The sequence below is a fragment of the Thalassotalea sp. PLHSN55 genome, from assembly GCF_052030545.1.
Lineage (GTDB): Bacteria > Pseudomonadota > Gammaproteobacteria > Enterobacterales > Alteromonadaceae > CANMXU01.
In genome coordinates, this window is the sequence record NZ_JBPDIH010000003.1 from 67878 (window position 1) to 92800 (window position 24923).

Consider the following 24923-nt stretch of genomic DNA (forward strand, 5'->3'; position numbering starts at 1 on the left):
AACGCTTAGATAAGCGCCCATATTCAATAATTTATCTGCAGTTAATGGTGAGCATTGCGTTAGAATAGCCTGGCTAATTATTAGTTTTCACATTTAGGTATTGCTTTGCACTGGAAAAAAACACAAAAAACTTTATTGTCGCTTGCGCTGCCAATGATATTTTCAAATATCACCACGCCTTTATTAGGCTTGGTTGATACTGCCGTGATTGGCCATTTAGAACATGCTTATTATTTAGGTGGCATTGCTGTGGGTTCAATGATCATCGCGATGATTTTCTGGCTCGCCGGTACCTTGCGCATGGCAACCACGGGGGTGATATCGCAAGCCTTAGGAGAGCAAAACAGCGAGCAAGCTTGGCACTATCTTAAACACTCTTTAGCGCTGGCAGGCACCTTAGCTGTATTGCTTTTGCTATTTCAATGGCCGATACAAACCCTCGCCTTTTATCTCGTGGGTGGCAGTGAACAAGTGCAATTTTACGGACAACAATATTTTGCCATTCGCATTTATTCAAGCCCAGCGGCGTTACTGAATTTAGTGTTTTTAGGCTACTTCATTGCCAGCCAGCGCGTTAAATGGGTAGTGGTGCAATTATTTGTCATTAACAGCATCAATATTGTTTTAGATCTGTGGTTTGTAATTGGTCTTGATTGGGGCGTGCAAGGCGCGGCAAGCGCGTCTGTTATTGCCGATTATTGCGGTTTAACATTGCTGATTTGGGTGCTTAGAAAAGAGTTACTACAGCTCATTAGTCAACAAAGTACATGGTGCAAACAAACCTTTAAAAAGTTACTAGTGCTTAATCAAAACATTTTTATTCGCTCGTTAGTTTTACAAGTTTGCCTTGCTTACATGACGGTCAGAGGCGCGCAGCTTGGCGATGTGTATTTAGCAGCTAATGCTATTTTACTTAATTTGTTTATCTTTTCAGCCTACGCACTTGACGGTTTTGCTTACGCGGCAGAGTCTTTAGTCGGCCAAGCTTTTGGTGAAAATAAACGCGCGAATGCAGGCGCTGGCTCATCAAGTAACAACATCCATCATGTTGTTATCGTTTCTGGTGTTTGGAGTGCCTTAGTGGGTATAAGTTTTGCGCTGTGTTTGTATTTTTTTGGCGATGCGTGGATAAAGGTATTAACTGACTTACCTGAGGTATTAAACACCGCTTGGTATTTCATGCCGTGGATGATCGCCATCTGCCTAATTGCCTGGTTATCGTTTTTATTAGATGGCGTTTATATTGGTTTAACCCAAGCAAAAGCGATGCGCGATAGCATGCTTTTTTCAGGGCTAATATTTTTTATCGTCATAGCATTAACCTTTGATTCTGGCAACAACGGTTTGTGGTTTGCCTTTACTATTTTCATGCTTATGCGCGGCTTAAGCTTAACCGGGCATTACCTTTATCATCGTCAACGCATTACAAAGCTGTAACAAACTAGTCTGTAGATATAATTGACTCGCCTGCCTATTTACTAGAGTCTCTTCACGAAGAGGTTAATTACTAACCTTGGCATCTTGCAACGGGCAATTAAGTTTGTCGTTGCACGTAAGCGCTTATTTCAACTCACCGAAATAAGCGCTTATAAATGATTTAACATTTGATGGTGCAATCTATGGATATAAAACAACTTACGTATACATTACCTGCTATACAAATCACCTTGCAAAGCACTGTTCTGCATGGTTTTTCACTTTTATCATCTACAGCCTACACCGTTTTCAATACACATCTATCTCTTAGAAATCATTTATAAAGCACTTAATTTCACAGGCTATTTTGACTGTTATTTTAGTGCCTTGATTGACAATTATTTTTGCCGATCGCCTTAAATATTTCGAAAAAGATACTAACCCTAATAGGTAATACATGTATTTAAACGCTAAAAAACTCGCTTTGGCGGCTATCACAACATTCTCTTTTGTTGTGCAAGCAGCCCCCATTCACTTTGCTTTAGGTAAAAGTGGCGACCCAACAAACTCAGGAGCCGATCCGCAATGGCAAATTGCTAATACGGGTAGCTACAAAAAAATCACGGACCCGTTATTAAGCAGCTACCTTATTAATGTCGAGCAACAAGACGTTACCATTAATTTATTTACGGATTCTGAAAATGCTAAAAGCCTGATGCTTAATAAAGTCAGCGGTATTAGCATTGATGGCAATAACAAAGGCGATATTAATGGTGAAGAAGTCTTAAACATTAGTTTTGATCAAGATGTTTACGTTAACGCTATTTATCTTGAAAACCTCAACAATGCCACGCAAGTTGACTTTAACATTGCCGATCAAGGTTGGCAGGCCATCACCGAAGTTAGCTCAGGTGAAATCCATGCCAAACTGTTAGCCAATGAATTGCTGCAAGTTAAATTACACAATGCCAATAACGATGAGCAATTTAAACTAGCAGCCCTAGATATCTCGTTAAGCGCGCCGGAATCTCATGCCCCTAAAGGTAACTTTATTCGCTTAAGGCCATTGCAAAATCCCGGTTATGACAAATTGCTGGGGAATTTTTGGGGTATGGAAGGAAAAACCGCGCAAGATGTTTTCAAAATTATTGCCGAAACACAACCAACTGAATTAGAAAGGTTTATTTCAGGGCCATTTGACTTAACAGGTTCAGTGCCGGTTGATGAAGGTGAGCCAGAAATGAGCATAGGTGAATTTCTAAATACCGTAACTGAGCTTTGCGATTGTATTTTTACCCCCAGAGTCAGCTTAGATTATTATAAAAAAAGCAATGCCTGGAGCACTGAATACCCCGACAATACCTTTTGGGCCGTTGTTGATAACTTATACCATTTACCTTTAGATAAACCTATTCGTAAAATGAGTATCGATAATTGGGGCGCGTTTAGCAGTAACTATGACGATGAAGAAATTAATCAGTTACTGATCCGTTTAGACAGCATGGGCATAGAAGTCGCCACCAACTATATCGGCGGCAACCCTAACAGCTATGATATTGTTACCACAGGTGCCTTTGGTGTTGATCCAACTACGTTCCTCCCTAAAATTGCTGCGCATAAAGCCCTAGCCTTAAATGAGTCTATTAAAGATCTTATTTTATATTTAGACTTTAATAGTCCCGCTGAAGAGTTTTCACAACTACCTTCCGATGAACAAGCAGATCTTTTTGTTGAAATTGGTCAGCAACAAGATATCTACGGATTTACCTTTGTTTGGCCCGTTCACAACGCCGACTGGTGGCAATTAGAGTCAACTTTTACCAGCGCCAATGGCCCTTACCAAGGCAAAAGCCTGTATCAAGTATTGCTGGAACAATTAGACGCGACTCCAGCCCATACGCCGCAACCATTAGATGGCGCCCAAGGTGTTAGCACCCAACAAACGCTTTCTTGGCAACACGGTTTACAGTCGCAGTCATACCAAGTGTATTTAGGTGACAGTGAAAATAACCTACAGTTAGTGTGCACCACAACCACACCAGAATGCACCGTCGATACGTTAGAAAATAATCGCCATTATGTTTGGCGAGTTGACAATATCAGCGCCCAAGGTGAAGTCATCGGTAATGTTTGGCAATTTAGCACCGCCCTAGAATTAACTTATATACCCAGCCAAGACGCTTCGGTAGTTGAAAATAAACCAACGGAAAATAAAGGCCTGATCACCAACTTACGTTTAAAAGAAAAAGCAGGTGAAGATAACTTAGCCTATGTTGACTTTATTCTTGATGATGAAATCGCCAACGTGAACAAAGCAACATTAAAAGTTTACTTGCAATCAGAAATCAACTCGCCTGATACCACTTTGCTTATTTCAGCAGCGCAAGCAGGCTCATGGCAAGAGAGTAGCCTTAACTGGCAAAATCAACCAGGCATTAACCAACAAATTTCCTCAATCAATAACCTGAGCCAAGGCTGGCTTGAAGTTGATATTACTGACTTTGTTAAGCAACGAACAACGAACGAGATCAGCTTAGTGCTAAGTGCAACCAGTAGTACCTTACTCAAACTCGCATCAAGAGAAACAAGTTTTGCTCCGATGTTAGTTATCAACTAATTAGCTCAATAACTCATTGCTAAAAGTACATTTTCATTCACTCAAAAGAGCTGTAAAGGTCGACTTTGCGGCTCTTTTTCTGTCCGCAACTTCAGTTATTTTAAAGCTAACTTCTCTTGGATTGTTTTCTGAACATTGATTTGTAGCAAAAAGGACCACTTAAAAACAAGATAACACTATAATTATGTCTTAATTCGCGTTATTTTTACTGTTCAAAAATTACGAGGGTTATTTCATGAACAAGTGCTTGCTCGCTATTGTTATTTTATTTGCTCATTTTAGCGCCAGTGCTGCGGTTATTTTACAATACCATCATGTCAGTGATACAACGCCCAAGAGCACCAGTATCACCCCAACGCAATTTGAAGCGCACCTGCAATTTCTAAAAGATAATCAATTTACTGTTGTGCCTTTATCGTCTGTCATTGATAAAGTTAAACAACAAACGCCACTGACAGATAAAACCGTTGTTATAACCTTCGACGATGCTTACATCGATATTTTAACCAATGCTAAACCTTTGCTCGATAAATTTAATTATCCATTTACCATATTTGTTAACCCGGGCGTTATCGAGCGAAATTCAAGCAGCAACCTTACTTGGCAACAATTAAAAACCATGGCAGATGAAGGTGTGATTATTGCCAATCACGGCTTTGAACACGACTCACTGGCTAGAATTCCAGACAATATGCCTCAGCAGCAGTGGTTAGAAAAACAAGGTGAACTGTTAAACGCCGCAGAAAAAATGATCGAAGAAAAAACCGGACAAAGTTGGCGCTACTTTGCTTATCCTTATGGAGAATATACCCCTGAGATCCAGCAATGGGTGCGTGATAATGACTTTATCGCTTTCTCACAACAATCGGGTGCCGTTGGCTTGAACACCGATTTAACCAGTATTCCTCGTTTTCCTGCGTCTATGCCATACGATAAAATTTCAAGCTTGCGTGATAAGTTAAACGCGCTGCCTTTTGATATTTCGTTAGATGAGTACGCAGCAAAAACATTGTTTAACCACAAAGAAGCAACTAGCGTTACCATTGACCTTGTTGTTGACGATTTCTATAAATCGCAACTAAATTGTTATATATCTGGGTTAGGACGTCAAAAAATTAAATGGCAAGGTGATGAAAGCTTTAGCATGACCTTTTCTAAGCCCTTACCTACAGGCCGTGTTAGATCAAATTGCACCGCACCTAGCATTAATAAACCGGGTCGTTACTATTGGTATTCAAAACCTTGGTTTGTTTTAAAAGAAGATGGCAGTTGGTATCCGCTATAAGTGATTAGCTGAAAGGTTTTAGCTAAAAGCTGAAAAACAAGTTAAAAGCTCAAAGCGGTAAGTTAAAAGCGACAAGTCTTAGCCATTAAGTTTGACTATTTTTTCAAAATCACTGACCAGATCGTTGCCATTGATGGCTGGTGGCTGACCAACAATAAATTTAGGTTTAAATATCGCGGCAATTTCCCCTTCAGGGTTAATCAATACAATAGACGCGCTGTGATCAACTAGATAGCTGCTCGTTTGTGCTGTTTCTTCATCAACAATCGCATACATCAATCCTAAGTTTCGCGCAAAAGGAAACAAGGTACTGTGCTCACCGCGCAGTGCAACAAAAGCCGAATTAAAATAGCCAATATACTGATTTAACTTATCTTGGCTGTCCCGTTTTGGATCAACAGAAACCAAGAGTACCTGATTGTTAGGATCAATAGCTTGTAGCTCATCGTAAATAAAATTAAGCTCTTGCAAGGTGGTTGGGCAGACATCGGGACATGAGGTATAACCAAAAAACACCCAAGACCACTTCCCTTGTAAACGGCTATTATTGAATACGTCACCTTGATGGTCTGTTAAGGTAAATGACTTTATGTCACGTGGCTGTTGGTAATACAAAGCGTGTTCAGGTGCTGCTATTTGCGTGTATTTATAGAACACTAGCCAACCTATGGATAACGAGACAACACCAACAATAATATACAGCCATTTATTCATTACGTTTTGATTTCCTTTTACTGTTTCTTTTTTAAGGCTTAACTGTTTTAGCTCATCGGCAATAAATAATGATCAGCCAACAATACTATGAACAGCGCCATCAAGTGCACAATTGAAAATTTAAAGGTATCCATTGCGGTATTCTCATCGGCATTAAATTTTAATTTCCACGCATAGCAGAAAAAAATCACATTTAAAATGACCGCGCCAATTAAGTACAACCAGTTACTCATGCCTACTAGGTAAGGTAATAAGCCGACAATAAATAATAACACCGTATAAAGTAGAATTTGTGTTTTGGTAAATTCGATACCGTGCGTTACCGGCAACATCGGAATATTTACTTTGGCGTAGTCATTTTTTCGATGGATCGCTAAGGCCCAAAAGTGCGGAGGTGTCCAAGTAAAAATAAGTAAAACTAACAATAACGCATTGGCATGAATTTCATTAGTCATCGCCGTCCAACCTAATAAAGGAGGAATGGCGCCAGCTAAGCCACCAATAGTGATATTTTGCGGCGTTGCTCGTTTCAAATACATGGTATACACCACGCTATAACCCACTAAACCAGCAAAGGTTAACCAAGCCGTTAATGGGTTAACCAACGCATACAAGATAACAAAACCACTAATTGCTAATACAAACGCAAATATAATCGCTTTTTGCGCAGTAAGTTTTCCGTTCGGCAGAGGCCGATTATGCGTGCGCCCCATAATGGCGTCAATTTTCTCATCAACAATATGGTTGACCGCAGCGGCCGCAGCCGACAGCAATGCGATACCTAACATGGCCGGTATTAACAGCTGCCAAGGAATAGCCCCTGGCACAGATAAACTCATACCTACCAAGGCAGTAAGTACTAACAAAGCAACAACTTTTGGTTTTGTAATTTCATAATAAGCACGCCAATTTACAAACAGCGATGATGAAGGGCTCTGCGTTAACACGGATAATTGTTTCATCTTTGCTCCTTAAATTTTACGCTTTAAACTATACGTTAAAGCAATTAATGCCATCATTAAACAAGCGGCAACTAGGTTGTGACTAACCGCAATACTAAGTGGCAGTGAAAACCAAATATTTGAAATGCCCAAAGACACCTGCACAACTAACAACGCCCCTAAAACACCTGCGCTGGTGCGAAAAAATCGAGTTTGAGAGCGGGTAAATATCACCAACGCCAACCAACCTAAATATAACGCGGTGACAATTGCTCCTAAGCGATGCATAACATGAATGGTTAAGCGCTCATTGTGATTTAAATGACCAAACTCATAACTGTCTCGTTCGGGAGGAATAAGGTCAAAGCTGTTGTCAAAGCTCAGTTGCTCTTGCCAACCTGCCTGACAAATCGGAAGTTCGGTGCAAGTTAACGCCGCATAGTTTGATGAAGTCCAGCCCCCTAAGGCAGTTTGTGCAAACAAAATAACAATGCCAATAACCGCAAACTTGCTGTATTTCTTCACTTGCCAGTCTGACGTTGGCAAACGATAAGGCTTAAGCCGTAGATACAATAAAAATAATAAACATAAGGTGGAGAAACCACCTAATAAATGCCCCATCACCACAACAGGCATTAATTTTAAGGTGACGGTCCACATACCAAGTGCCGCTTGAAAAGTCACCAAAGCAAGAATCGCCAAGGGCAGAAAAATTGGTATTCCCTGACTTCGAAGCCTTATTGAAATTATCGCAATAGCTAAAATCAGTAAGCCTAGCGAGCCGGCAAAGTAGCGGTGAATCATTTCATTCCACGCTTTTTCTGGCTCGACAACTTGGCCAGGAAAATTCTGCTCAGCTTTGGCTATTTGCTCTTGCGTTTGTGGCACATCTAACATGCCATAACAACCTGGCCAATCAGGGCACCCTAATCCTGCATGGGTGAGCCGAGTATAAGCGCCAAGGCCAACCACTAAAGTAGCGAGCAAGATGCTCACCAGTACAAGGCGGCGCACATGAATGACTTTACTACTTTCCATCATCAGCGCCCCTCTAACCTACTCTTGAATATTTAAGCAGCTTTTTCATATCAGCCAAAATTTGCTTACCGAATGCGGGTAAGTCGTTTTCTTGTGTTGGCGGCACATGCTGCAAAATAATATTGCCTAAAGGGTCAACCACAAAAACTGAGCCTTGATTAATTTTTTGTTTCGCCACACTTGGCATCGATAGCAGTTGCCATTGGCTTTGCTCAATTCGTTGGTTTTGTTCAACCGAGAGTTGATTTTGTACTAGCGCAACCGGTGTTACTCGTGGCATTTCTCGACCTAATGCCACATAAGAGTTGTGAACACTTTCTAATGTTTGCTGACAATGAAGTTGGCATGAAGAAGGCAATGCATACAAAATAAGCCATTGCTGAGGAAAAGGCACAGCTTCTAAACCGAGCTCGGTTAATGTTATCTCTTCATTCATTAACGTGCCTTGGTTAGTCACACCATAATCTAACCAGTTTTGCTCAAGCGCTAATTTTGCCAAAATAATTGGCAAGCCAAAGGTGAGCAAGACTAAAATTAATGTACGACGAGATTTTTTTTGTTTGGCTTTATCAAGCGTATTCATACTACGACCTCAACATTTTTTATTGTATTTTTTCGGTAGAATTATTCATTAGTTTTTCAAGTTTATTGCCACGAAAGTTAACCACACCGCTGGCCCAGAGCATTAACAACAACCACGCAGTGGCTAAACTAAACCATTGAAATGCATAACCTCTGTGTTTTTCTGGTGGCATAACAATCGGTTGCCATTCTTTCAAATATCCTACATTGGTGTTGTCATCAAGGTATATCACAAAGGGCAACAGTGATTTTTCAACCAATAATGCCATTTTATCTAGCTCTATTTGCTGAATACGCATTGGCCACACTTGCTTAGTAAAATCTTGCGCCATTAACATAATGCCTGATTCAATATAGCGCACATGACCACTTAATTGATGCTGCCCAGTAATTGGCACTACATCGGGTAATTTTTGTCGATCAATCGAGCCCTTTACCCAACCTAAATTAACGATGACGGCATATTGCTCAACCGTGACCAGTTGCAATACGCGGTAACCGAGCTCACCATTGTTAACCTGATTGTCTAATAGGAACAGCACGTTTGGATCAAAGTTACCTGCAAGTGACACAGGAAAGTCATTAAACTGTTCGACAAACTTTTCTGTTAATTCCTGCTCTGGCTGATAGTTCTGCATTGCTAACATATCCAGTAGCGGCAAAGCTTGCTGACCACTAAATTGCGTAATACGTGCTAGTCGTTGCTCTTTTTCAACCGCCCTAGCTGATTGCCACATACCGAGTTTTATCAGCCCAGCAAAAACTACTAAAGTTACAATGAGCCATGGCAAACGAATATTTGCTAGATTTATTCGACTTTGCCACAATGGTTGTGCTGATGACTTAACTATTGGCACGGATAAAAGTTCCCTTACAACAATTACAACAAAGTACAGGAGCAACAAATGATATTTAAAGCCGTCATCATCTGCCTACTAGCATTTATGGTTTATAACTTATTCAAAGCTATGGTTATCATGAATAAAAAAGGCGATAACCAAGTGTCTATGTCTAAATTTATTGACCGCCGATTAATGTTTTCAGTCGCCATTGTATTGTTATTACTTATTGGCTTAATGACCGGCTTAATTACCCCAAACCCTCGCCCTTATTAATCACTTCGTTAGCGTCAAGTTCCAAGCTAAAAGTTTCAATTTGTTAGCTTAAAACTTCTAGCTTCTAGCTTCTAGCTTCTAGCTTCTAGCCAAGTGACGCAGTAAATTCGTTTTAGTTCAAGAAGAAGGCACGGAGTTGACGATAGTCAATGAGTACCTTCGCCGCAGAAATTAAATGAATTAGCCAGTCACCTACAATATGTAGACGAAGACAAACAATATAACCCACACCACATCAACAAAATGCCAATACCAACTCGCAGCTTGGAAGGCAAAATGATTATCTGGAGTAAAGTGCCCTTTTAATACGCGGAAAAACATCACAATTAACATGATGGTACCAAGCGTTACGTGCATGCCATGAAAACCGGTCAGCAAATAAAAGGTATTGCCATAAATCCCACTGGTTAAATACAGCTGCATTTCTTCAGAATATCCGTGTGCATACTCTTGCACTTGAAAGTACAAAAACACTAAACCTAATAACACGGTAATACCCAGCCAAAGTTTAAGCTGAGGCCGTTTATTTTTCTCTAAAGCGATATGTGCAAAGTGAGCGGTAATTGAAGAGGTTAATAACAAAATAGTGTTTATCAGGGGTAAACCGTACCACCCCATAGCGGTTGTAGTGGTGCCGTCAGGTGTTTTTAGCAGCGGCCACTGCGCAGTAAATTCAGGCCAAAGCACTTCGCCTGTCATAGCATTATTACCGGCACCGTCTAACCAAGGTACTGCAAATGTTCTTGCGTAAAATAATGCGCCAAAAAATGCCGCGAAAAACATCACTTCTGAAAAGATAAACCAACTCATACCTTGTCGAAACGAGTTATCTAATTGGTGTGAATATTTTCCCGACATCGACTCGTTTATCACATTGCTAAACCAGCCATACATCATGTAAATCACTAACGCGATGCCAGCTAATAAAATATAACCACCACCACCTTCTTCGCTATTTAAATTAGAGACATAGCTGCCCGCACCAATAGCAATTAAAAATAAGGCTATTGCGCCAACAATTGGCCAATGGCTTTGTGCGGGTACATAATACGTTTCATACTTTTTTGTTGTCATTGTTGTTCCCTTTTCTCTAGGCGCTAACTAGCCACTTGTTCGGTAATATCGTACAAGGTATACGACAAAGTCAGAGTACTTACCTCGGGCGGCAGCTCAATATCTACATAAAACTGCAAGCCCATTTCTACGTCTTCACTGGCTTTTAATGGTTGCTGAGTAAAACAAAAACATTCAATTTTTTGAAAGTAATTAGCAGCAATTCCCGGAGACACCGACGGCACGGCTTGCCCGACAATGTCATAAGTGGCTTTATTTTTAGCGTAAAACTTAACAAACTTTGTTTCACCCGGATGAACTTTCATTTCATTTATTATTGGCTCAAACTGCCAAGGAATACCTTTAGCCGTTCGAGTAATAAACTGCACAGTGACGGTACGAGAAGTATCAATACCATCAGCAGATATTTGCGCCGCTGTGGTATTGGTTTTCCCGTTCAATCCGGTGATATCACAAAAAACATCGTATAAAGGCACTAACGCAAAGCCAAAACCAAACATAGCAAACACAATAACGACCAATTTTTTGATCACTTTTTTATTTTCTGCCTGCGCATTGTTCATGGCTGGTTGTTCGGTGTCTTTATTCATAAAGATGCTCTACCTAATCAATTTTTGGTGGTGTACTAAAGGTGTGATAAGGCGCAGGACTCGCAACCGTCCACTCTAGCCCTTCAGCACCATCCCAAGGTTTTGCTGGTGCTTTTTCACCACCACGAATACATTTGATCACCACAGCCAAGAAAATAAGCTGAGATAAACCAAAGGCAAAACCACCAATACTGACCCACTTATTAAAGTCGGCAAATTGCAACGCATAATCAGGAATACGACGTGGCATACCTGCTAGTCCTAAGAAGTGCATTGGGAAAAACAGTAAGTTCACCGAAATTAATGAACACCAAAAATGCCAGCGACTTAAGGTTTCGCTGTACATATGCCCTGTCCATTTAGGTAACCAGTAATAACTCGCTGCATAGATAGAAAACAATGAGCCAGTAACAAGTACGTAATGAAAGTGAGCAACCACAAAGTAAGTATCATGATATTGAAAATCTACCGGCGTCATCGCGAGCATCAAGCCAGAGAAACCGCCAATGGTAAATAAAATCACAAAAGCAATTGAAAATAACATCGGCGTTTCAAAGGTCATCGCGCCACGCCACATAGTGGCAACCCAGTTAAAGACTTTTACACCTGTTGGTACCGCTATCAACATGGTGCAGTACATAAAGAATAACTCACCAAATAACGGCATGCCGGTGGTAAACATGTGATGCGCCCAAACAATAAACGACAACAAGGCAATAGACGAAGTTGCGTAAACCATTGAGCTATAGCCAAACAGTTTTTTACGTGAAAATGCCGGAATCGTAGTTGAGACGATACCAAAGGCAGGCAAAATCATGATGTAAACTTCAGGGTGGCCAAAGAACCAAAAAATATGTTGGAACAAGACAGGATCACCACCGCCAGCAGCGTTAAAAAAGCTGGTACCAAAATAGGTATCGGTTAATAACATAGTGACTACCCCTGCCAAGACGGGCATCACCGCTATTAACAAGTAGGCAGTAATGAAAAATGTCCAAACAAACAATGGCATTTTCATGTAGGTCATGCCTGGTGCACGCATATTCATGATGGTAACCACGATATTAATCGCGCCCATAATCGATGAAATACCCATAATATGCACAGCAAATACAAAAAATGCCGTACTACCATTTGAATAAGTGGTTGATAGCGGCGCGTAGAAAGTCCAGCCAAAATTAGGCGCGCCTGACTCCATAAAGAAAGAGCCGATTAAAATAGAAAAAGCGAATGGTAATATCCAAAAGCTCCAGTTATTTAATCGAGGTAACGCCATATCTGGCGCCCCTATCATCATAGGTAACATCCAGTTTGCTAAGCCAGTAAATGCCGGCATTATCGCGCCAAATACCATAATCAAGCCGTGGACTGTGGTTAACTGGTTAAAAAAGTCTGGTTCAACTATTTGCAAACCCGGCTGAAATAATTCAGCGCGGATCACCATAGCTAAGGCGCCACCCGTTAATAACATGATGAAAGAAAACCACAGATACAAAGTACCAATGTCTTTATGGTTGGTGGTATATAGCCAGCGTTTTAAACCGGTCATTTTATGATCATCGTGATGCTCGTCATGCGAATCATGATCATTAGTCGTATCGTTAAGAACGTCTGTTGTCATTATAGTTACTCCCTATTTCGCACTTGCCGCATCAACGTCGGCAGCTTGTATTAAATCACCGGTGTTATTACCCCAAGCATTACGCTCGTAAGTCACAACTGCTGCAATTTGAGTTTTAGTTAATTGACCACCAAATGCAGCCATAGCAGGATTTTTCGCACTGCCATTAATCACCATATCAAGGTGGGCATTAATATCACCGGTAACGATTGCACTACCGATAAGTGATGGAAATGCAGGAGGAATGCCCGCGCCACTTGCTTGGTGACAAGCGCTACAGCTGGCGGTGTAAACTTGCTCGCCCATAGCCATCATTTCATCAAGGGTGTAAGTTTTTGTTAGATCTTCAACCGCCGGTGCGCTTTCCGCTACTTGTGTGGCGACATCATCAACAACATCCATTGCCGCTGATTTTATTTGTTCAACTTTGCCCGCAGGAGTTGAAGAATCATCAGCAGGAAGTCCCTTAACATCAGCAGCTTGCACCATATCTCCGGTATCGTTGCCCCAAGCATTTCGCTCGTAAGTAACAACGGCAGCAAGTTCTTTTAAGCTAAGTTGTTTACCATAGCCTTGCATTCCAGTGCCAGCACGGCCGTTGACGACAATATCAATATGAGCTTGGATATCGCCGGTGGCAATTGCGCTGCCTTTTAGTGCAGGAAATGCTGGAGGAACACCTAAACCAGTGGGCTGATGACATGCAGCACAATGTGCCATATAAGTGGTTTCACCTAAGCTCATTAATTCATCCATAGACAAGGATGCATTTAACGATTGCTGCTCAGCTGCTAAAGCCTGTGCAGCTATGTCGCGTTGCTCAACTAGCCATTTTTCATAATCGGCTTCAGATCGCACGTCGACAACTACCGGCATAAAGCCATGATCTTTACCACAAAGCTCTGCACATTGGCCGCGATAAATACCGGGTTCATCAACTTTGGTCCAAGCCTCATTAATAAAGCCTGGATTAGCATCTTGCTTAACCGCAAAAGCTGGCACCCACCAAGAGTGAATAACATCGTCTGAGGTAATTAAGAATCGAACTTTTTTATTAACAGGAATAACAAGAGGTTTATCAACTTCAAGTAAGTAGTGCTCGCCCTTTTCAGCGTTATCACTTACTTGATTTTCGTATTGCTCTCTAGGGGTTGAAAGCACTGAATAGAATTCTATATCTTGGTCAAAGTACTTATAGTGCCATTTCCACTGCGAGCCAGTAATTTGAATAGTAACATCTGAATCGTCATTATTTTCCATCTCAATTAATGTACTCGTGGCAGGCACTGCCATGGCAATTAAGATGACAATCGGAATTGCGGTCCAGAGGATCTCGACCTTAGTACTTTCATGAAAAGTGGCTGGTTTTACCCCTTTAGATTTTCGATGAAAAATCATCGACCAAAACATTGCGCCAAATACAACAAGACCAATAGCAGTACAAATGTACATCACCATCATATGCAGGTCATAAACCTCCCTGCTAATATCTGTTGCGCCCTTTGTTAAATTTAACTGCATGTCGGCCCAAGCTGAACTAGAAAATAACATTCCTAGTAGCAACCAAACCTGGTTACATCTCTTCACTCAACATCTCCTTCTGCTTGTAAAAGCAAAACAGAACGTTTTGAAGCAAACAACTTAATTACTTATATTGGTTCTGTTTGGTTTTCTTATTATTATTTCCAACGTAAGGTAGAAACCACGCATTTACACCACGCTTTCTTCTATTTTCTTATTATCATTTTGTCTATTTGCTGTACTAGAATTACTTAAATTTTATTCAAGGTCTAGTTTTTTTATGACATAGATCAACAAAAAAACCTGTGATATCAATAGAGTATCTACTCTAGGAACGAATAAAAACGGACATATATATTCGTGATAAAAATCACAAAAAATTTGCTTCAGGCGAAGAGGGCTCTAGTGTTGAGCTGATTAAATAAACAACAATTTATTGAAAATAACGAGAGTATTGGCGGAGACAAAAACAAAAAATACGACATAAATTATGTCGTATTTAAGACTCTGTTTTTCTAGGCTTATCATTTAAGTTGAGGAAAAATATCTTAGTTAAAGCTGAAATAATAAAATTTAGATATGTTTACATCCAATCGGCAGAGCGAATAACCCCAACGGCGATCCCTTCAACATTGAAACTTTGGCTCGCTAGATCAACAACAATTGGAGAGAAATCTTCATTTTCGGCGTGTAAATAAACAACATTACCTTCACGCTTGAATCGCTTCACGGTAACGTCATCTTCAACTCTTGCCACAATAACTTGCCCGTTTTGCACATCACTGGTTTGATGAACCGCTAACAGGTCACCATCCAAAATACCGATATCCTTCATACTTTCACCATTTACCCGAAGTAAATAGTCTGCTGAAGGACGAAATAAGTTACCATCAATTTTATAATTTTCTTCAACATGCTCTTGCGCCAATATTGGTTCACCAGCAGCGACTCTGCCGATAAGTGGCAACCCCTCTTCTTCAATGAATTCTTCAGCTAGGCGAATCCCACGTGACGTGCCAGGCAACATTTCAATATAACCTTTTTTGGCTAACGCTTTTAAGTGTTCTTCCGCAGCATTAGCTGACTTAAAACCAAAAAAATCAGCTATTTCTGCACGAGTTGGCGGCATACCTGTAGCTGATATTTTTTCTTTTATTAGATCAAAAATCTGCTGTTGACGGGGGGTTAATGGTTTAAGCTCAGTCATTATATTTGCCTGTAAATATGAACAGTATACCTGTTATTGTATACAGCCTTTTAATAAAGGCAAGCTTAACATTGTGTAAAACGAAATTTTACACAACTATTGGCGCTGTTTTTAACTAATACACCTTTTATAAATGAAAGACATGACTTTTATTTTGTAACGACACCAAACTAACTAACCTCTTTAGTTTCAAACAGTAAGCTATAGAGAGCTTTCGTATTTTTTCTCATTAGTAACATCAAAAAAGTATTTAAATATAAAGGAAAATATTGAGTTACTAGTATATTATTAGTAAGAGATGACCTAAAGTTACATATTCGTACATATTGGCTGTTATTTTTACCAATTGATATTGAGGGAAACATGAGTTCTTATTCTATTGCTGAAAACTTCAATCAGTATTTCAAAATAAAATTTGCAAGCACCAAGGAACTCCAGCAAGAAGCATATAAAATTCGTTATGGTGTATATAGTGAAGAGCTTGGCTGGGAAGAACCAAACCCATTGCATATGGAATCTGATGAATGTGATAAATATGCCTATCACTGTTTATTAGAACACCGAAGAACTGGGGTATTTGCAGGGTGTATTAGATTAGTTATCCCACCAGCTGAAGATCCCGAAAAAAAGTTGCCTTTTGAAGAGCATTGTTTAAGTAGTGCAAAAACAGAAGTATTAGACACAACAACTTTACCACGTGGTGGCTTCGGTGAAATTTCACGATTAGCCGTACTTGCTTCGTTTAGGCGTCGTGAAAAGGAAAAGCAAGTTCCTTTCGTATTAAACGACGTTAATATGGACAACATGTATAGTCCCGAGGAAAGACGTAACTTCCCTAATATTGCGATGGGTCTATATTTAAGTGGCTTAGCTATGGCTACAATTTTTAATCATGTCGGTCTTGTTGTAATGATGGAGCCGAGATTAAATCGACGTCTAATTCGTTTTGGCTTGCCCTTTGAGCAAATTGGTGACGAAATGAATTATCACGGCCAGCGCGCGATGTTTTTTCTCGCTCGAGAGAAATTCGACACTGAACTAAATGATGAAATAAAGAAGCTTTATGCGATTTTATATGATGACCTCGCTTCTCAAATTTCATTAAGAAAATTTTCAAATAATGCAGAATTCAACTTGCCAGATATTAAGTTAATTACACCTTAGTCGCATGTTTTGGCAATATCTATTTTTTAAATAACAACGATAAAATAGTTTACTCTTAAGCTATTTTTCTAAAGGATTGCTATGTTTAACTACGAAGAAGCTTTCTCTCGTAATATCGGTTGGGTAACGAGAGACGAGCAACAAATACTGCGTAATACCCGTGTTGCAATTGGTGGGCTTGGAGGCGTAGGCGGCGATCATGCGATTGTTCTATCACGCCTTGGTATCGGGAAATTTAATATTTCCGATCTTGATGATTATGATGTAGCAAACTTCAACCGCCAAGCGGGTGCTAATATGAATACACTTGGTCGCCCTAAAGCGGAAGTCATGGAAGAAACCATTCGAGGTATCAACCCGGAAGCTGATATTAAGAACTTTGATCAAGGCATTACCGATGAAAACTTAGAAGAGTTTTTAACAGACGTTGATATTTATGTTGATAGTTTAGACATTTTTGCGTTAGAAATGCGCCGTAAAGTTTTTCGACGTTGTTACGAAAAAGGCATTCCAACAATTACTGCCGCGCCAATGGGAATGGGAACTGCATTTCTAGTATTCATGCCCGGCAAGATGACATTTGACGAATATTTTGCCATTGTAGATACGCCAGCAAACGCATCAGAAGAAGAAAAAGCGAACATTTTTAATGACAATATTATTCGTTTTGTTGTTGGTGTCTCACCTTCCATTCAGCAACGTCACTATATTGTTGATAGCACCTCAATAAACTTCTTTAAAAAGAAAGTACCTTCAACCTGTATGGGCATTTCGTTAGCCGCAGGTACCTTATGTACCAATGTACTTAAGCTTATTTTAAAGCGTGGTGATGTGATTTATGCACCACATGGGCTGCATTTTGATGCTTATCGAAACAAGTTAATTAAGACTTGGCGCCCTTGGGGTAATAAAAACCCTGTTCAACTGTATATGTTTTGGCGATTCAAACAAATCATTAAAGACAATACTTAAGCCATTTCAATCAACATCTATTAAAACTTCAAAGCTCTGTCAATGCAGAGCTTTTTTACATCCAAGATTAAAGCCTTGCAGCTTTTAACTTTCTACTTTTAGCTTCCTACTTGTAGCTTTCGCTTCCACTTGTAGCTTTTAACTTCCCACTTGCAGCTTTTAACTTCCCACTTGCAGCTTCGGCTTCCCACTTGCAGCTTCGGCTTCCCACTTGCAGCTTCGGCTTCCCACTTGCAGCTTCGGCTTCCCACTTGTAGCTTTCAACTTACCATTTATCTCTTGTAGCTCATCTCTTCCAACTTTTAGCTTTTAGCTTTTAGCTTCTAACTTGCAGCTTTTTAAGGCATAAAAAAACCGCCAATCGGCGGTTCTTTAAATGAGAGTTAAGTATTACTTAGCTTTGCGACGTGCTGCGCCAAAACCTAGTAAACCTAAACCTAACATTGCTAAAGTAGCAGGCTCTGGAACAGAGAATTCTAAAGAAGCATCATGCGTTCCACCAATACTTAAAATGTGACCTTCAGCTGTAGTTTCAACAAACTGTGGGTTGATAGGGTCAGTGTTTTGGTCAATACGGAAACGTACTGGCGCAGTATGGCTTGCTGCATATTCACTGAATGTTTGTGAACCACCACCAACTGCAATGTTAAAGATATCAGCTGCTGGGTTTACGTTAGTTACGTCACCAGAGAAAACTTGGTTACCTGGAGTACTTACGTGGCTCTTAATTTCAGTAGAAAATAAGTTAGTACCAGTAGCAAAACCATCTGCTGAAGTAAATAGTAACCAGTCAATAGTACCTGAAGTGTAGTTAAAATCAGTACCGTTGAATGTACCCATTAAATCATCAAACGTGAAGCTGATTAACCAGTCAACACCGTAACCGTTGTCACTTGGGCCAAATGGACCTAATTGTGAATCAACTAATGCAGTTGCACGGTTTGATAAGAAAGTACCTACTTCTAAGCCACCTTTTGAAACGATAGTATCGCCAACATCAAGACCGTTAAAATCGTTATCAGTAATTAAAGACTCTGATTCATAACGTAAAGTTAAGCTGTCTTTCCAACCAGTAGTTGTAGGACCGTCTGCAACTTGTGCGTTACCACCAAAGTCAGTACCAACATCAATGTAAATTGGATCTGCTGCTGCTGTCCCTGCAAATGTTAAAGCCATTGCTGCGGCTGTTAATAGTTTGTTCATTTTGTTAATCTCCGTTTGAGTTATGTTTGTATATAAGCAACGGAGATGCCAACTTTAAAAAAACCTTTAAAAACAACAAATTAACACAGCGGTGATTTTTAATTGTTTCAGCTTTGTAAAAATTACTGACACTTAATAACAAGCTATAAAGTGCGCTTTATTTGTTCAAATCTTTGCTTAGCGTCAAGGCTCAACTGACTCGAGTCAACATCGCCTAATAATGACTTAACTTCAGCATGGTTATTATTCGCCATTAACGCCTGTAAGTAATGAACTAAATAATTGTGATTACTTGGTTGTGCTTCTTTGGCTTGCGTCAAAAACGTTAAACTTTGTTGGTATTGTTTGTTAGCAAGTAAAGTTAAGCCATAAGTATTCATTATTGCGACATTATCTGGTGCCTGTTCAAATGCAGCTTTTGCATTGTCGAGTGCTTGTGTTGGCTTACCTAACTTTAGTGACAACATGGCAATATTGTTAAGCATGGCAAAGTGGTTATTCGTTTTACTTGCAACGTGCTGATAAATACTCATTGCTTTTTTAGGCTCGGTGCTTTCTAACAGTTCAGCTTGCTTTAATAGCAGATTCAGCGAAGGCTCTGCGCCTTTCGTAAAAGCATTAATCTGCTGAAGTGCTAATGCACTCTTATTAGTCTTTTGCAGGGCTGCTACATATTCAAGCAATACGGTTTCTACCTGACGCTGTTGATATACTTGACCTAATAATTGTTCAGCTAAAGCATAACGTTTTTCGAGATAAGCAATTTGGCCATCTAAATGCGTCATGCCAATATGTTCTTTATCTAGATTTTTCAAATTAGTTAATACACGTTTAGCGGCATAAATATCGTTATTATCAAGATGAATTTTCGCTAGATTTACTGCTAACCCTGTTGAAGTTGGCATTAAGTCTATGGCTTTTTCCATTTCAACAATCGCTTCTCGATACTTACCTTCAAGCTTCAAGACATTAGCTTTTGCTATTTGCGGTTTAGGGTTAAACCGGTTTTCTTTAATGGCTTTATCAAAGCTGGCGATAGCACCTTGGTAATCTTTGGTATTCGCTTGAATTTTGCCTTTAAACATTAATAACTGAATGTTTTTGTCATCTTTAGCAAGGCTTGATTCAACTACTTCCATGGCGGTTGTTAAGTCGTTGGTTAGCGCGTAATAGCCAGACAAAGCTAAAGCAGACACACTATTTGCATTGTTCTTGTCAAATTCAGCTTTTAGAAAACCTTCTATTCTTTCCTGATATTGCGCTTCGTTTGAAAAATTAAGTAAAGCAGCAACGGCGTAAGTCGCTTCCATGCTGGTCGAAATAACTTGCTGATAATATTCTATTGCTTGGTCAAAATTGCCTTCTTTTTCATTAAGCGCACCAAGCATATAAATAGCATTAACATTGTTACTATTAATTTTAGTCACTTTAACAAACTCTGCTTTCGCTTCACTTAGTTTGTCTTGTTTATCAAAAATTAAGCCATTAAGAATATGATGAAGTTCGGGATTAGACGTTTTAACCTTATTGGCAGCTTCAAATGCTTTAGTAAAGTCTTTATCAAATAGGTGCTTTTTAACGATTAAGGTTAACGCTGCATCCAATTCCGGGTTTTTATCATAGGCTTGTTCGAATAAAGATATAGAAGATCCGTCTTGATCAAAGTATTTGTAAAGCCCTTGTTGATAGTTAATATCAGCATTTTCAGGCTCCATATCTCGCGCTTTAGCAAGCAAGAAATCTGCTTCTGTTGCCTTACCTAATCGAAACATTTCTTGAGCAGACGCAGCTAATATTTGCGCATCTAGCTCGTCACTAGACGCACTTGCTAACTCGTCATATGCCTCACTTTCATAACCAAGTTGTAACTTTAATTGACTAAGCACGCGTTTAGCCGGGTGCTGATAAGTTAAATAATCTTTTATTTGCTCTAAATGAGAATAAGCCACTTCTGGCTGGTCTAATTGATACGCACTCATTCCTGCAGCGATTCGCGCCAATAACAAGCTACTATCAGCACGCAACGCGACTTCAGCATGTTGTTTAGCGACAGTAAAATCGCCATCAGCAAATCGACCTTGCGCTTTAATTTGATTAAGTACGCTGCTATTTGGACTGATCGTTAATAGCTTATCTGCTTGCTTTTCAGCCTCAGCAAACTTTGTTGCGTAAGCTAACGATAGCGCATACATAATACGCACTTCGTTAGCTTTTGGATGAATTTTCACGTATTGAGCAAATAACTCAGACGCTTTCTCCATCTCTTGCATACGATAATAAAGGTAAGCTTGATACTCGATGGCCTCAGCAAAGCCAGGTTCTGATTCAATGAGCTCTGCGGTAACAGCAAGCGCTTGGTCAAATTCTTTGTTTAAACCATGTAACCAAGCCTGACACAACACTTTAAGCCTAGAATCAATCGGTGATTGAATCACCTCATATAAAGCGACTTTACCTTCTTCATAATCAGAGCTTTTTACATAGCTCATCGCTAAAAAGGCATTTACCTTCAACATAGCTTCTGGTGTTAGCTCATTAGCTGCAGGTAAAAGTGTTAAAATGCCGTCAGTATCGGCAAGGTTATAATAAACTTTTGCTAACTCAGGTAAGACACTGTCGGCTGAAAAGTTATGCTGTAGGGCACGTTCTAATTCTTTTTCTGCCGCCAACCACATACCTAGACTGTTGTAGGCCTGGCCTAATAAAAACCGTCCTTCACCATGACTAGCATCTGCTCTTAATAAGTTTTTAAGATTGATAATCGCGGCATTAGCGTCACCCGCAGTAATAGATGCTTTTGCAGAGCTAATGTATTCTTCTGGACTTTTTGTGTCGCTACAACCATACAAACCTATCGTTAATGCCAATAGTGAAATAGCTACTTTATTTTTATACGCCATGAGAGTTTTGTCCTTGTTATAACAAAACACTCGCTTTAATTAACTATTTGAGCAACTAAAGTGAGTGTTAAATATGTTGTACTGTCATTATTATATGCACTAATAGTTGTTAGTATTAGTTACTAGCCAACTCAATAAGCTGCTCTTTTCGTTTAATAATTTCTTTATCATCACTTTTTGCTTTTTTAAGTACATCCAAAGCATCTTGCTTTTGATCATTGACGATCAACGCTTGTGCGTAGTTGAGCGTAATACTCACGTCTTCCCCACTTGATAATTTGTAAGCTTTTAAAAGCGTTTTCCACGCCTTAATATTCTCACCAGCTTTAAGCAATACCATGCCTCGAGTATCAACAACGTTGGCATATTCAGGAGCCAATTCTTCTGCTTTGGCGGAATACTTTAATGCCTGCTCAATATTGCCGCTATCCATATATAACCAAGCTAAATTGTTAAGTGTCACCACATCGTTTGGTCTGCTTTGTAACAGCTCTTCATAATGTTTAACCGCTTTACTTTCTTCATTCGATAAATAAAGGTTGGCTAACATGTTGCGTACTTTGTCGTCTTTTGGATTGTTAGCTATGTACTCTTCCAGCAAGGTTTGCGCTTCTGGCTTTTTATCCGCGCCGCTCAGTGCCGCGGCTAAATACACAACATTAGAGCTACTTTGTAATTTGCCGTATAAATAACGCAATTTAGGAATAGCATCGGTGTAGTTTTTATCAAATAAGTCAAAACGACTTTCAATGGCTGTTTTTACATCTTTGCCAATCGTTGAGTGATCCATTTTCCTATAGAGCGATTTGGCTTCATTCATGCGTTGGCTATTTAGCAGCAACTGCATTTTTAATAAAGACAAGGTTTGATTGTCGCCTTGTTGGGTGATGGCATTTTTCACCACAGTCATTGCTCTATCAGTATTGTCTTCTGCCTGCCAATACTTGGCTAACAAAATTACCGGCTCTAGGTGATAAGGGCTAGTTTTTCGCCATTTTTCTAAACTTTTTAATAGCGCGTCTTTTTCTTTTAAATTAGCGTCAACCGTTAATACCAGTTGCCAGTATTGTTTAGGCGTTTTAGCATCAAGTTCAAAACTATTTAATATATCTCGCGCTTGGCTATATTCTTTTTGCTCAGTTAACGCACGCGCTACTAAAATGCCATAGTTAATATCGTCTTTGTGTCGTTCAAAGGCAGCTTGTAACGTACTAAACCCATCGCTTTCTTTATTTAACACATAGTATTGATTAAGCACTTTCAGGTTATCAGGGTGATAAGAAAGCGCTGTTTTACTGAGTGTTTTCGCTTGCTCTAAGTTGCCTTGACGCGCATTTACCGCGGTTAATTCAGTTAACGCATAAATATTGTCAGGGACATTAACTAAGCCTTTTTCCAACATTTTTTGCGCTTTCTCTAGTTGCTCTTTTTTCAAATAAATTGACGCTTGTAAGTTGTAGCCTTCTACTTTTTCAGGATAATTTAATAACCACTTTTGTGCGATCTCTTGCGCTTTATCAAGCTCACCAGCTTGTAGTGCCGCAAAACCTAATACCAATTCAGTTTCGTGTGAATCAGGATTCAGTTGCATGGCTTTTTCTAAATGCTCAATGCCCGAAGTAGGGTCATTCATTAATATTTTTAAAACGCCATCGCGCGCCTGCTGCGCTGGATCTTCTGTGCCTTCTACTTGTGAATTTTTTACTAAAGCTTTTGCTTCATTAATCGCCCCTACTTCAACTAACTCAAAGCTTAGTGAAGATAAAAATTGCGAGTCTTCTGCTGTTTCAGCTTTGAACTGGCTCAAGGTTTCACCAATTTCATCAATCAAACCCAGTCTTAATTGACTAACCGCTAACATGCGGTATGCCGGGTGCTCTGGCGATAAATATTTCGCTACCGAGCTTAAGTGCATATGTGAGGTTTCAAAGTTGCTGTTATAAAATGCACTGGCACCAGCAACCAATTTTAAATCTAAGGTATTAAAGCCGCCGTTTATCGCAATTTCTGCGTGTTCACTGGTCTTTTCATAATCTTTTTTATTAAATAACGCCATCGCTTTGATGTAATTGGCAAATGGTTGATTGGCAATATAACCGATGATGCGATCCGCAATTTTTTCAGCTTCGTCATATTGTCCGGTTTTAATCAGCGCGTCGGCAATTAAAAATTGCACACGATCAGATTCAGGCTGTAACACTAAGTAGGCTTTGAAGCTTTCAACCGCCTTTTGATAATTACCTTCTGCAACAGCGAGTTGACCTTGTAGCATAACTAAATCGGCGTTTTCAGGGGCAAGTGCTAATGCTTTATCCACCAATATATTGGCTTGGTCAACATTTTGACTGGCAAACTCAAAATAAGCATTGGCTAATAAAGTGTATGGATTTTCTTTATCGAGTGAGTTAGTTGTTTGCACCGCGGTTTCAGCGATATCCATTTTCTCAGAGCGAATTGCGGCAATGGTTTGATAGGCCAAATAAACAACACGTTCAGAAATCGCGATATCTGTCGCATGTTTTTCAAGTGTTAGGATCTCTGCATCAGATTCTATCAGCATATAAGCCCGTGCTAATAAAGGTACCGTTTCTGCAATTTTATATTTTAACTTTAGAGCGCGTTCTAGCTCTTTAGCAGCACTATCTGCATTACCTAATGATAAATACAGTTTTCCTAACAAAAAGCGCGCTTGGCCATTTTGGGTATCTAATCGGATGGCATTTTTTAATTCGATAATAGCTGCATCATATTGCTTGGCTTCTATGTTAGCTGTTCCCTGTATAATTCGTTCTTCAGCCGAGTCATTCTTACCACAAGAAAACAGAGACAATACTAAAACCGTATATGCTACTCCTCGAAAAAAAACCATTGTTCAACTCCCTAGATTAATTTTTATTGTAATAACTTTAACACCCGCCTCAGTGTGATTTTTATCTATATTTATGAATACGGCCAGGCAAAGC

19 protein-coding genes are annotated in these 24923 nt (G+C 39.7%); 6 read left to right on the top strand and 13 right to left on the bottom strand.

All coding sequences use genetic code 11. The features are described from left to right. The first annotated feature begins 105 nt into the window (after positions 1-105). From ACRRSQ_RS06220 to ACRRSQ_RS06230, 3 genes are all read left to right on the top strand, one after another. A complete protein-coding gene (locus ACRRSQ_RS06220) occupies positions 106-1437 on the top strand; it encodes an MATE family efflux transporter (RefSeq protein WP_440874847.1) in 1332 nt (443 codons plus the stop codon). A 436-nt stretch (positions 1438-1873) separates the two neighbouring features. Continuing rightward, positions 1874-4033, top strand: a complete 2160-nt coding sequence (locus ACRRSQ_RS06225; RefSeq protein ID WP_440874848.1) for a CBM96 family carbohydrate-binding protein — start codon at positions 1874-1876, stop codon at positions 4031-4033. Between the two features lie 235 nt (positions 4034-4268). Beyond that, a complete protein-coding gene (locus ACRRSQ_RS06230) occupies positions 4269-5318 on the top strand; it encodes a polysaccharide deacetylase family protein (RefSeq protein ID WP_440874849.1) in 1050 nt (349 codons plus the stop codon). Between the two features lie 78 nt (positions 5319-5396). On the opposite strand, the gene ACRRSQ_RS06235 is transcribed toward ACRRSQ_RS06230, so the two are convergent. The 5 genes from ACRRSQ_RS06235 to ACRRSQ_RS06255 are packed head-to-tail and all read right to left on the bottom strand — an operon-like array spanning position 5397 to position 9450. After that, entirely contained in the window at positions 5397-6032 is a 636-nt protein-coding gene (locus ACRRSQ_RS06235) for an SCO family protein (protein WP_440874850.1), read from the bottom strand. 47 nt (positions 6033-6079) lie between these two features. Continuing rightward, complete coding sequence (gene cyoE / locus ACRRSQ_RS06240; protein ID WP_440874851.1) at positions 6080-6994, bottom strand: heme o synthase; 915 nt, start codon at positions 6992-6994, stop codon at positions 6080-6082. Positions 6995-7003: 9 nt separating this feature from the next. After that, the gene (locus tag ACRRSQ_RS06245; protein ID WP_440874852.1) at positions 7004-8014 is read right to left on the bottom strand and encodes a COX15/CtaA family protein; all 1011 of its coding nucleotides are present in this window, start codon (positions 8012-8014) and stop codon (positions 7004-7006) included. A gap of 10 nt (positions 8015-8024) precedes the next feature. Then, entirely contained in the window at positions 8025-8594 is a 570-nt protein-coding gene (locus ACRRSQ_RS06250) for a hypothetical protein (RefSeq protein ID WP_440874853.1), read from the bottom strand. A gap of 19 nt (positions 8595-8613) precedes the next feature. Further along, entirely contained in the window at positions 8614-9450 is an 837-nt protein-coding gene (locus ACRRSQ_RS06255; protein WP_440874854.1) for an SURF1 family protein, read from the bottom strand. A 48-nt stretch (positions 9451-9498) separates the two neighbouring features. Between ACRRSQ_RS06255 and ACRRSQ_RS06260 the strand changes: the two genes are divergently transcribed. After that, positions 9499-9708, top strand: coding sequence for a DUF2909 domain-containing protein (locus ACRRSQ_RS06260; protein WP_440874855.1), 210 nt, complete (start codon positions 9499-9501; stop codon positions 9706-9708). A gap of 192 nt (positions 9709-9900) precedes the next feature. Here the strand turns inward: ACRRSQ_RS06260 and ACRRSQ_RS06265 are convergent, their stop codons facing one another. The 5 genes from ACRRSQ_RS06265 to lexA all read right to left on the bottom strand — a co-directional run bounded on the left by ACRRSQ_RS06265 (position 9901) and on the right by lexA (position 15721). Further along, a complete protein-coding gene (locus ACRRSQ_RS06265) occupies positions 9901-10782 on the bottom strand; it encodes a cytochrome c oxidase subunit 3 (RefSeq protein ID WP_440874856.1) in 882 nt (293 codons plus the stop codon). A gap of 23 nt (positions 10783-10805) precedes the next feature. Beyond that, positions 10806-11345, bottom strand: a complete 540-nt coding sequence (locus ACRRSQ_RS06270; RefSeq protein WP_440875306.1) for a cytochrome c oxidase assembly protein — start codon at positions 11343-11345, stop codon at positions 10806-10808. A gap of 40 nt (positions 11346-11385) precedes the next feature. After that, positions 11386-12993, bottom strand: a complete 1608-nt coding sequence (gene ctaD, locus ACRRSQ_RS06275) for a cytochrome c oxidase subunit I (protein ID WP_440874857.1) — start codon at positions 12991-12993, stop codon at positions 11386-11388. Between the two features lie 12 nt (positions 12994-13005). Next, positions 13006-14544 (bottom strand): cytochrome c oxidase subunit II, encoded by a 1539-nt coding sequence (coxB, locus tag ACRRSQ_RS06280; RefSeq protein WP_440875307.1) that lies wholly within the window; start codon positions 14542-14544, stop codon positions 13006-13008. A gap of 553 nt (positions 14545-15097) precedes the next feature. Next, on the bottom strand, positions 15098-15721 hold the full coding sequence (gene lexA / locus ACRRSQ_RS06285) for a transcriptional repressor LexA (protein WP_440874858.1): 624 nt from the start codon (positions 15719-15721) through the stop codon (positions 15098-15100). Between the two features lie 363 nt (positions 15722-16084). Here lexA and ACRRSQ_RS06290 point away from each other — a divergent pair, with 363 nt between their 5' ends. Next, a complete protein-coding gene (locus ACRRSQ_RS06290) occupies positions 16085-16885 on the top strand; it encodes a PEP-CTERM/exosortase system-associated acyltransferase (protein WP_440874859.1) in 801 nt (266 codons plus the stop codon). Positions 16886-16966: 81 nt separating this feature from the next. Beyond that, the gene (locus tag ACRRSQ_RS06295; RefSeq protein WP_440874860.1) at positions 16967-17857 is read left to right on the top strand and encodes a ThiF family adenylyltransferase; all 891 of its coding nucleotides are present in this window, start codon (positions 16967-16969) and stop codon (positions 17855-17857) included. Positions 17858-18247: 390 nt separating this feature from the next. Here the strand turns inward: ACRRSQ_RS06295 and ACRRSQ_RS06300 are convergent, their stop codons facing one another. From ACRRSQ_RS06300 to prsT (ACRRSQ_RS06310), 3 genes are all read right to left on the bottom strand, one after another. Continuing rightward, positions 18248-19060, bottom strand: a complete 813-nt coding sequence (locus ACRRSQ_RS06300) for a PEP-CTERM sorting domain-containing protein (RefSeq protein WP_440874861.1) — start codon at positions 19058-19060, stop codon at positions 18248-18250. Between the two features lie 143 nt (positions 19061-19203). After that, positions 19204-21960 carry an XrtA/PEP-CTERM system TPR-repeat protein PrsT gene (gene prsT, locus ACRRSQ_RS06305; RefSeq protein WP_440874862.1) on the bottom strand — a complete coding sequence of 919 codons (2757 nt, stop codon included), beginning with the start codon at positions 21958-21960 and terminating at the stop codon, positions 19204-19206. A gap of 115 nt (positions 21961-22075) precedes the next feature. Beyond that, entirely contained in the window at positions 22076-24829 is a 2754-nt protein-coding gene (prsT, locus tag ACRRSQ_RS06310; RefSeq protein ID WP_440874863.1) for an XrtA/PEP-CTERM system TPR-repeat protein PrsT, read from the bottom strand. Positions 24830-24923: the final 94 nt, after the last annotated feature.

What these genes read in the sequence shown, in the direction of transcription:
- ACRRSQ_RS06225 (WP_440874848.1), top strand. Translation starts at nt 1,874, where the DNA reads ATGTATTTAAACGCTAAAAAACTCGCTTTGGCGGCTATCACAACATTC.
- ACRRSQ_RS06230 (WP_440874849.1), top strand. Translation starts at nt 4,269, where the DNA reads ATGAACAAGTGCTTGCTCGCTATTGTTATTTTATTTGCTCATTTTAGC.
- ACRRSQ_RS06235 (WP_440874850.1), bottom strand. Translation starts at nt 6,032, where the DNA reads ATGAATAAATGGCTGTATATTATTGTTGGTGTTGTCTCGTTATCCATA.
- cyoE (WP_440874851.1), bottom strand. Translation starts at nt 6,994, where the DNA reads ATGAAACAATTATCCGTGTTAACGCAGAGCCCTTCATCATCGCTGTTT.
- ACRRSQ_RS06245 (WP_440874852.1), bottom strand. Translation starts at nt 8,014, where the DNA reads ATGATGGAAAGTAGTAAAGTCATTCATGTGCGCCGCCTTGTACTGGTG.
- ACRRSQ_RS06250 (WP_440874853.1), bottom strand. Translation starts at nt 8,594, where the DNA reads ATGAATACGCTTGATAAAGCCAAACAAAAAAAATCTCGTCGTACATTA.
- ACRRSQ_RS06260 (WP_440874855.1), top strand. Translation starts at nt 9,499, where the DNA reads ATGATATTTAAAGCCGTCATCATCTGCCTACTAGCATTTATGGTTTAT.
- ACRRSQ_RS06265 (WP_440874856.1), bottom strand. Translation starts at nt 10,782, where the DNA reads ATGACAACAAAAAAGTATGAAACGTATTATGTACCCGCACAAAGCCAT.
- ACRRSQ_RS06270 (WP_440875306.1), bottom strand. Translation starts at nt 11,345, where the DNA reads ATGAACAATGCGCAGGCAGAAAATAAAAAAGTGATCAAAAAATTGGTC.
- ctaD (WP_440874857.1), bottom strand. Translation starts at nt 12,993, where the DNA reads ATGACAACAGACGTTCTTAACGATACGACTAATGATCATGATTCGCAT.
- coxB (WP_440875307.1), bottom strand. Translation starts at nt 14,544, where the DNA reads ATGTTATTTTCTAGTTCAGCTTGGGCCGACATGCAGTTAAATTTAACA.
- lexA (WP_440874858.1), bottom strand. Translation starts at nt 15,721, where the DNA reads ATGACTGAGCTTAAACCATTAACCCCCCGTCAACAGCAGATTTTTGAT.
- ACRRSQ_RS06290 (WP_440874859.1), top strand. Translation starts at nt 16,085, where the DNA reads ATGAGTTCTTATTCTATTGCTGAAAACTTCAATCAGTATTTCAAAATA.
- ACRRSQ_RS06295 (WP_440874860.1), top strand. Translation starts at nt 16,967, where the DNA reads ATGTTTAACTACGAAGAAGCTTTCTCTCGTAATATCGGTTGGGTAACG.
- ACRRSQ_RS06300 (WP_440874861.1), bottom strand. Translation starts at nt 19,060, where the DNA reads ATGAACAAACTATTAACAGCCGCAGCAATGGCTTTAACATTTGCAGGG.
- prsT (WP_440874862.1), bottom strand. Translation starts at nt 21,960, where the DNA reads ATGGCGTATAAAAATAAAGTAGCTATTTCACTATTGGCATTAACGATA.
- prsT (WP_440874863.1), bottom strand. Translation starts at nt 24,829, where the DNA reads ATGGTTTTTTTTCGAGGAGTAGCATATACGGTTTTAGTATTGTCTCTG.